Raw genomic sequence first — 7,201 nt, forward strand, 5'->3', positions numbered from 1 at the left:
GTTACTTTTTCTTTGGGCCAGCAAAGAAAAAGTGACTCGGGCGCCGGCAGGCGTCCGAAATGCCCGCTGCATAAGCGGCCAGTTCGCGTCACCGCAAAAACCGAGCGATACCGTTACTGGATCCCGGCCTACGCCGGGATGACGAGCAAGGAGGGCGCCGCCACAAAAAGGCCGCGGCGCCCAGCCGCCATTAGAGTTCGGTGCGGAACTCCACACCCACCACCCGCGGATCATTCACGAACGCAGTGCGATTGTTGAAATCGATCGCGCCAGTGATGACCTTCTTGTTCGTCACATTGCGCGCATACAGCGCCACTTCGCGCTTACCGAAACCCCAGTTGTAGCCCAGCCGCAGGCCACCCTCCAGGAACGGCTTGCTCTGGAACTCCTTCGACTCGTACAGGAAGAAATTCACATCGCTGCGGTAATTCCAGTCGGTGTAGACGAAGAACTCGCCGCTGTCGCCATAGGGGATGCCATAGCGCGCGGTCAGCGTACCGATCCAGCGCGGCGCATTCGGCAGGTCGTTGCCGTTGACCAGCGCGTTGCCGGAGGCATTGAGCGGATCGAGCACCGTGCAACCGGAGCCGCAAGGCGCCACCGCCAGCGTCGGATCCTTCAGCTCGGTGTGGTTGTAGCTGCCGCCGGCGGTGACGATGAAGTTCGGCGTGAGGTAGGCCTCCAGGTCGAACTCGGCGCCGTAGCCCTGCGTCTTCTTCGCGTTCAACAGGCGCGTGACATTGATGTCGCCGCCCACCGCGGTGAGCTGCTGGTTGTGCATGTTGTAGGTGTACACGTCCGCGTTGAAGCGCACGCGGTTGTCCATGCCCGTGCTCTTCAGGCCCAGCTCGTAGGAGGTGATGGTCTCCGGCTTCGCCTGCGAGATGAAGTCGGCGAACAGCACGCGGCCCTGCACGCTCGGCGCGCGGAAGCCGTTGGCCACGCGGGCGTACACGTTGAGGTTGGGATTGAGCGTCCAGGTGGCGGTGACGTCGCCGCTCCAGCGCGAATCGTGCGGCTCGGCGCCCAGGGTCAGCGGGCCGCCGCCGATCGGCGAGAGCAGGCGGTCGACGCGGAAGGTGCGCGAGTCGTGCGAGTAGCGCGCGCCGGCGCGCACGTCGAAGTCGTCGGTGATGTGGTAGTCGGCCGAACCGAACACCGCCCACGCATTGGTGCGCTGCTGCTGCTTGGCGTAGCCGTCCAGCACGTGGTTGTTGAGCGTCGCGTAGTCGTAGTTGTTGATCGCGATGTCTTCGTGGAAGTAGTACGTGCCGACCTGCCAGTTCAGGCGGTCCTGCGGATTGCTGGCCAGGCGGAATTCCTGGGTGAGCTGGCGGTCGTGCGGCAGCGCGTCGGCGGTCTCGGACGGGAACGGCGTCACCGCCTTCTGCTGGCTCGGGTCGTGCGGAATGGCGATGCCGCCATCCACGTCGCCCAGGCTGTAGGTGGTGGCCTTCTCGAAACCGGTGATCGAGGTGAAGGTGTAGTCGCCGAGCTTCCAGTTCAGGTGCAGGTTGCTGCCCCAGGTGAACAGGTGCTGCTTGTTGCGGCCGTCCTGGTACACCGTGTCGCGGCTGAAGCCCGGGGCGAAGCTGTTCTCGCCCATCGGGATGGCGTTGGCGCGGTTGACCATGGCGCTGCCGTCGAGCCAGCGCGCGTGGGTGTTGATCAGCGCGCTGAAGTCGCCGTTCTCGTACAGCGCCTGCAGGCGCACGGCGCGGTCGTTGTAGCCGCCGAGCGCGTCCTTCTTGCCGGTGTAGTCGTTGTCGATCCAGCCGTCGCGGTGCTGCGCCAGCGCCGACACGCGGCCGGACCAGTGCGAGCTCAGCGCGCCGCCCAGCGCCGCCTCGGCGTTGGCGGTGCCCAGGGTGCCGTAGGAGACGCGGGCGTAGCCGGTGGTTTCCTGGCTGGGCTTGCGCGATTCGAACTTGATCACGCCGGCCGGCGAGTTGCGGCCGAACAGCGTGCCCTGCGGGCCGCGCAGCACTTCCACCTGCTCCAGGTCGAACAGCGGGAAGCCCTTGAGGATCGGGTTCTCCTGCACGATGTCGTCGTACACCATCGACACCGGCTGCGAGGCGTTGAGGTCGAAGTCGCTGTTGCCCAGGCCGCGGATGTAGAAGCGCGGGAATTCGCGGCCGTACGAGGTTTCGGCGTACACGCTCGGCGCGCGCGAGGCCAGCTGCAGCACGCCGTCGCCGGCCTGGCCGAAGGCCTCGAGCTTCTCGGAGGTGAGCACGGTCATGGAGATCGGCACCTTCTGCAGGTTCTCCACGCGCTTTTCGGCGGTCACGGTCACCGCCTGCAGCTCGACCGGCTTCTTCTTGCCGGCGGGCTGGTTGTCGGTGTCCTGCGCCTGGGCGGCGGCGGCCGACAGGGCGAGGGCAATGGATACGGCAAGCACGGCGAACCGCGACGGGTGGGCGACGGACATTGGTTTTCCCCGGGATGGATAAGCAACCGTAGGCAATGGCGCGCAGTACGCCGGCGCATTGCTGTGACGCAATATTGTCATTCATGCGTGCTACCGGCGGAAGTGACCCCGGCCGGCGCCTTGCCGGCGCTCTTACGCGCCCCCATCTAGAATGTTCTCTCCGCCCCGGCTCCAGGCGAGCCTAAGCCCATGTCCCTGCAAGATTTTCATCCCGCGGTCCGGCAGTGGTTCGAGCGCGCGTTCCCGGCGCCCACCGCAGCCCAGCTGGCCGCCTGGCCTTCCATTCGCGATGGCCGTCACACCCTGGTGGCCGCGCCGACCGGCTCCGGCAAGACCCTGACCGCCTTCCTGGCCGCCATCGACGGCCTGGTGCGCGAAGGCCTGGCGCACGGCGGCACGCTGCCGGACGCCACCACGGTGGTGTACGTGTCGCCGCTGAAGGCGCTGTCCAACGACATCCACATCAATCTGGAAGCGCCGCTGGAAGGCATCCGCGCGGAGCTGGCCGCGCTGGGCCTGCCGGACGTCGCCATCCGCACCGCCGTGCGCACCGGCGACACGCCGCAGGCCGAGCGCAACCTGATGCGCCGCCAGCCGCCGCACATCCTGGTAACCACGCCGGAATCGCTGTACATCCTGCTGGGCTCGGCTTCCGGGCGCGAGATGCTGGGCGGTACGCGCACGGTGATCGTGGACGAGATCCACGCGATGGCCTCGACCAAGCGCGGCTCGCACCTGGCCTTGTCGCTGGAACGGCTGGAAGCGCTATGCCAGCGGCCGCTGCTGCGCATCGGCCTGTCGGCCACGCAGAAGCCGATCGAAGAGGTAGCAAAGTTCCTGGTTGGCGAAACCCGTACCTCCTCTCCCCGCCGGGGTGAGGGGGACCTGCGAAGCGCAGAAGCAGCAGCAGAAAAGCAAGCGATGCTTCGTCGATCTTCTGCCGCGAGCACCCGCCCCTCATCCGGCGGGGAAAAGGGAATTCACATCGTCGACGTCGGCCACACCCGCGCCCGCGACCTCGCCATCGAAGTCACCCCGGTGCCGCTGGAAGCGGTGATGTCGAACGATGCCTGGGAGCTGGTCTACAACCGCCTCGCGGAACTCGCGCAGGCGCATCGCACCACGCTGATCTTCGTCAATACGCGCCGCATGGCCGAACGCGTCGCGCGCCATCTGTCCGAGCGCATGGGCAAGGAAGCCGTGGCCGCGCACCACGGCAGCCTCGCCCGCGAGCAGCGCCTGGATGCCGAACAGCGCCTCAAGCGCGGCGAACTGAAAGTGCTGGTGGCCACCGCCTCGCTGGAGCTGGGTATCGATATCGGCGACGTCGACCTGGTCTGCCAGCTGAGCTCGCCGCGTTCCATCGCCGCCTTCCTGCAGCGCGCCGGCCGCTCCGGCCACGCGGTGAACGGCACGCCGAAGGCGCGCCTGTTCCCCACCTCGCGCGACGACCTGGCCGAATGCGCCGCCCTGCTCGACTGCGTGCGCCGCGGCGAGCTGGACACGCTGGCGATCCCGCCGCGCCCGCTCGACGTGCTGGCCCAGCAGATCGTGGCCGAAGTGGCCTGCCAGGAATGGGACGAGGACGCGCTGTTCGCCCTGGTGCGCCGCGCGTATCCCTATCGCGACGTGCCGCGCGAGCAGTTCGACGCCATCGTGCGCATGCTGGCCGACGGCTTCACCACGCGCCGCGGCGCGCGTGCCGCGTACATCCATCGCGATGCCGTGCACAAGCAGCTGCGCGCGCGGCGCGGTGCGCGGCTTACGGCGGTCACCTCCGGCGGTGCGATTCCCGACACCGCCGACTATCTCGTCGTGCTGGAACCGCAGGCCACGGTGATCGGCAGCGTGCACGAGGATTTCGCGGTGGAAAGCCTGGCCGGCGACATCTTCCAGCTCGGCAACACCAGCTACCGCATCCTGCGCGTGGAGCGCGACCGCCTGCGCGTGGAAGATGCGCACGGCGTGCCGCCGAGCATTCCGTTCTGGCTGGGCGAGGCGCCGGGGCGCAGCAATGAGCTTTCGCATGGCGTGTCGCGCCTGCGCGAAGCCATCAGTGCGCAGCTCGACGAAGGCGGCGTGCCCGAAGTGCTGGCCTGGCTGCAGGACACGCTGGGCCTGAGCGAGCCGGCCGCGCAGCAGCTGGCCGACTACCTGGCGAAGGCCAAGGCCGCGCTCGGCGCGCTGCCCACCCAGCACCAGCTGGTGTTCGAGCGCTTCTTCGACGAATCCGGCGGCACCCAGCTGGTGATCCATACGCCCTGGGGCAGCCGCATCAACCGCGCCTGGGGCCTGGCGCTGCGCAAGCGCTTCTGCCGCCAGTTCAATTTCGAGCTGCAGGCGGCGGCGACCGAGGACGCCATCGTGCTGTCGCTGTCGACCAGCCACAGCTTCCCGTTGATCGAAGTGGCGCGCTATCTGCATTCCAACACCGCCGAGCACGTACTGGTGCAGGCGCTGCTGGATGCGCCGCTGTTCCCCGTGCGCTGGCGCTGGAATACCACCACCTCGCTGGCCCTGCCGCGCTTCCAGGGCGGGCGCAAAGTGGCGCCGCAGATCCAGCGCATGCGCAGCGAAGACCTGCTCGCCACGGTGTTCCCCGACCAGGTGGCCTGCCTGGAGAACATCGTCGGCGAACGGCAGATTCCCGATCACCCGCTGGTCGAGCAGACGCTGTACGACTGCCTGCGCGACGCCATGGATGTGGACGGCTTGCTGCATATATTGCGCGGGCTGGAGAGCGGCCAGATCAGCGTGGTCGCGCGCGACCTCACCACGGCCAGCCCGCTGGCCGCCGAGGTGCTTACCGCCGCGCCTTATGCCTACCTGGACGACGCGCCGCTGGAAGAGCGCCGCACCCAAGCCGTGCAGACGCGCCGCTGGAACGACGGCGACAGCGCGGAAGACCTGGGCAAGCTCGATCCGGACGCCATCGACGCGGTACGCGGCGAAGCCTGGCCGCAGGTGCGTGGCGCCGACGAGATGCACGAAGCCTTGAGCGTGCTCGGCTTCGTCACCGCGGAGGAAGCGGCGCGCGACGGTTGGGAGCACTTGCTGCAGGCCTTGGCGAACGCCCGCCGCGCCACTTTGTTGAGTTCACCGACCCACGCCGGCTGGCAGGTATGGGTGGCGGCGGAGAAGCTGCCGCTGTGGGCGGCCATTCATGCCGATATCGCCATGCAGCCGGCGATCGAAGCGCCGGCCGAATTCCTCGCGCAAGCGTGGACGCGCGAAGACGCGTTGCTGGAAATGGTGCGCGGACGCCTGGTCGGCCTCGGTCCGGTGACGGTCGCGACGCTCGCCGCCTCGCTCGCTGCCGATCGCAGCGACGTCGAAACGGCCCTGCTGCGCCTGCAATCCGAAGGCTACGTGATGCAGGGCCAGTTCACGCCCGCAGCCGCCGACACCGAATGGTGCGAACGCCACCTGCTGGCGCGCATCCACCGCTACACCATCGGCCGCCTGCGCCGCGAGATCGAGCCGGTCAGCCGGCGCGACTTCATGCGCTTCCAGTTCGACTGGCAGCACGTCGCACCCGGCGCGCGGCTGAGCGGACCGGAGGCGCTGCCCGCCGCCATCGCCCAGCTCGAAGGCTACGAAGCCGCCGCCGGGGCCTGGGAAGCCGAGTTGCTGCCGGCGCGCATCGACGACTATTCGATCACCTGGCTGGACGATCTGTGCCGCGCCGGCCGCGTCGGCTGGAACCGCCTGCGCGGCGCCACCGGCGGCAGCAGCCCCGTGCGCGCCACGCCGATCGTGCTGCTGCCGCGCAAGGAGATGGCGCTGTGGAGCGGCATCGCCGCCGCGGGCCAGCCGCAGGAGCTGCAGCTGTCCTCGCGCGCCCAGGCCGTGGCCGACATGCTGCGCGAGCATGGCGCGCTGTTCTTCGACGAATTGATGAGCGCCGCGCATCTGCTGCGCACCGAACTGGAAGACGCGCTGGGCGAACTGGTCGCCGCCGGCCGCGTCACCGCCGACAGCTTCGCCGGCCTGCGCGCCTTGCTGCTGCCCGCCGCCAAGCGCGATGCGCACCGCCATCGCCGCGTGCGCCGCCATATGCTGAGCGGCATCGAAGACGCCGGGCGCTGGTCGCTGGTACGCGCGCCGCTGGTGCCGGACGGCAAGGACGGCAAGCGCGCCGAATACGTCGAGCACGTCGCGCGCACCCTGCTGCGCCGCTATGGCGTGGTGTTCTGGAAGCTGCTGGAGCGCGAGGCTTCGTGGCTGCCGACGTGGCGCGAGCTGCTGCGCGTGTATCACCGGCTGGAGGCGCGCGGCGAGATCCGCGGCGGACGCTTCGTCGAGGGGCTGGTCGGCGAGCAGTTCGCGCTGCCGGAAGCGATCGGCAAGCTGCGCCATGTCCGGCAGCTGCCGAATGACGGCCAGTTCGTTTGCCTGAGCGGTTGCGATCCGCTCAATCTGGTTGGCACGGTGCTGAGTGGTAATCGCCTGCCGGCGGTGGTTGGTACGCGGGTGCTGTATGAGGATGGTGTGGCGGTGGCCGCGTTGGTGGCGGGCAAGCCGCAGTGGTTGGTGGAGGCCGATTCCGCGCGGCAGCAGCGGTGGAAGAACGCGCTGTTGCGTCGCGCTGAGCCTGGGGCCGCTTTGCTCGTCATTCCGGCGCAGGCCGGAATCCAGTAACGGTATCGTTCGATTGTCGCGTTGCCGCGATTGGGCCGCTTATGCAGCGGGCATTCCGGACGCCTGCCGGCGCCCGGGTCACTTTCTCTTTGCTGGCTCAAAGAGAAAGTAACCAAAGAGAAATAG

2 protein-coding genes are annotated in these 7,201 nt (G+C 68.4%); one reads left to right on the forward strand and one right to left on the reverse strand.

From position 1 onward, the window contains the following. Positions 1–190: 190 nt before the first annotated feature. On the reverse strand, positions 191–2,434 hold the full coding sequence (locus FHW85_RS22045) for a TonB-dependent receptor (RefSeq protein WP_168649668.1): 2,244 nt from the start codon (positions 2,432–2,434) through the stop codon (positions 191–193). Between the two features lie 189 nt (positions 2,435–2,623). On the opposite strand from FHW85_RS22045, the gene FHW85_RS22050 reads away from it, so the two are divergent. Further along, the gene (locus FHW85_RS22050; protein WP_168649669.1) at positions 2,624–7,075 is read left to right on the forward strand and encodes a DEAD/DEAH box helicase; all 4,452 of its coding nucleotides are present in this window, start codon (positions 2,624–2,626) and stop codon (positions 7,073–7,075) included. Positions 7,076–7,201: the final 126 nt, after the last annotated feature.

It is taken from the genome of Dyella sp. SG609 (assembly GCF_012275375.1).
Taxonomy (GTDB): domain Bacteria; phylum Pseudomonadota; class Gammaproteobacteria; order Xanthomonadales; family Rhodanobacteraceae; genus Dyella_D; species Dyella_D marensis.

Coding starts and splice junctions, on each gene's coding strand:
- FHW85_RS22050 (WP_168649669.1), top strand. CDS start 2,624: ATGTCCCTGCAAGATTTTCATCCCGCGGTCCGGCAGTGGTTCGAGCGC.
- FHW85_RS22045 (WP_168649668.1), bottom strand. CDS start 2,434: ATGTCCGTCGCCCACCCGTCGCGGTTCGCCGTGCTTGCCGTATCCATT.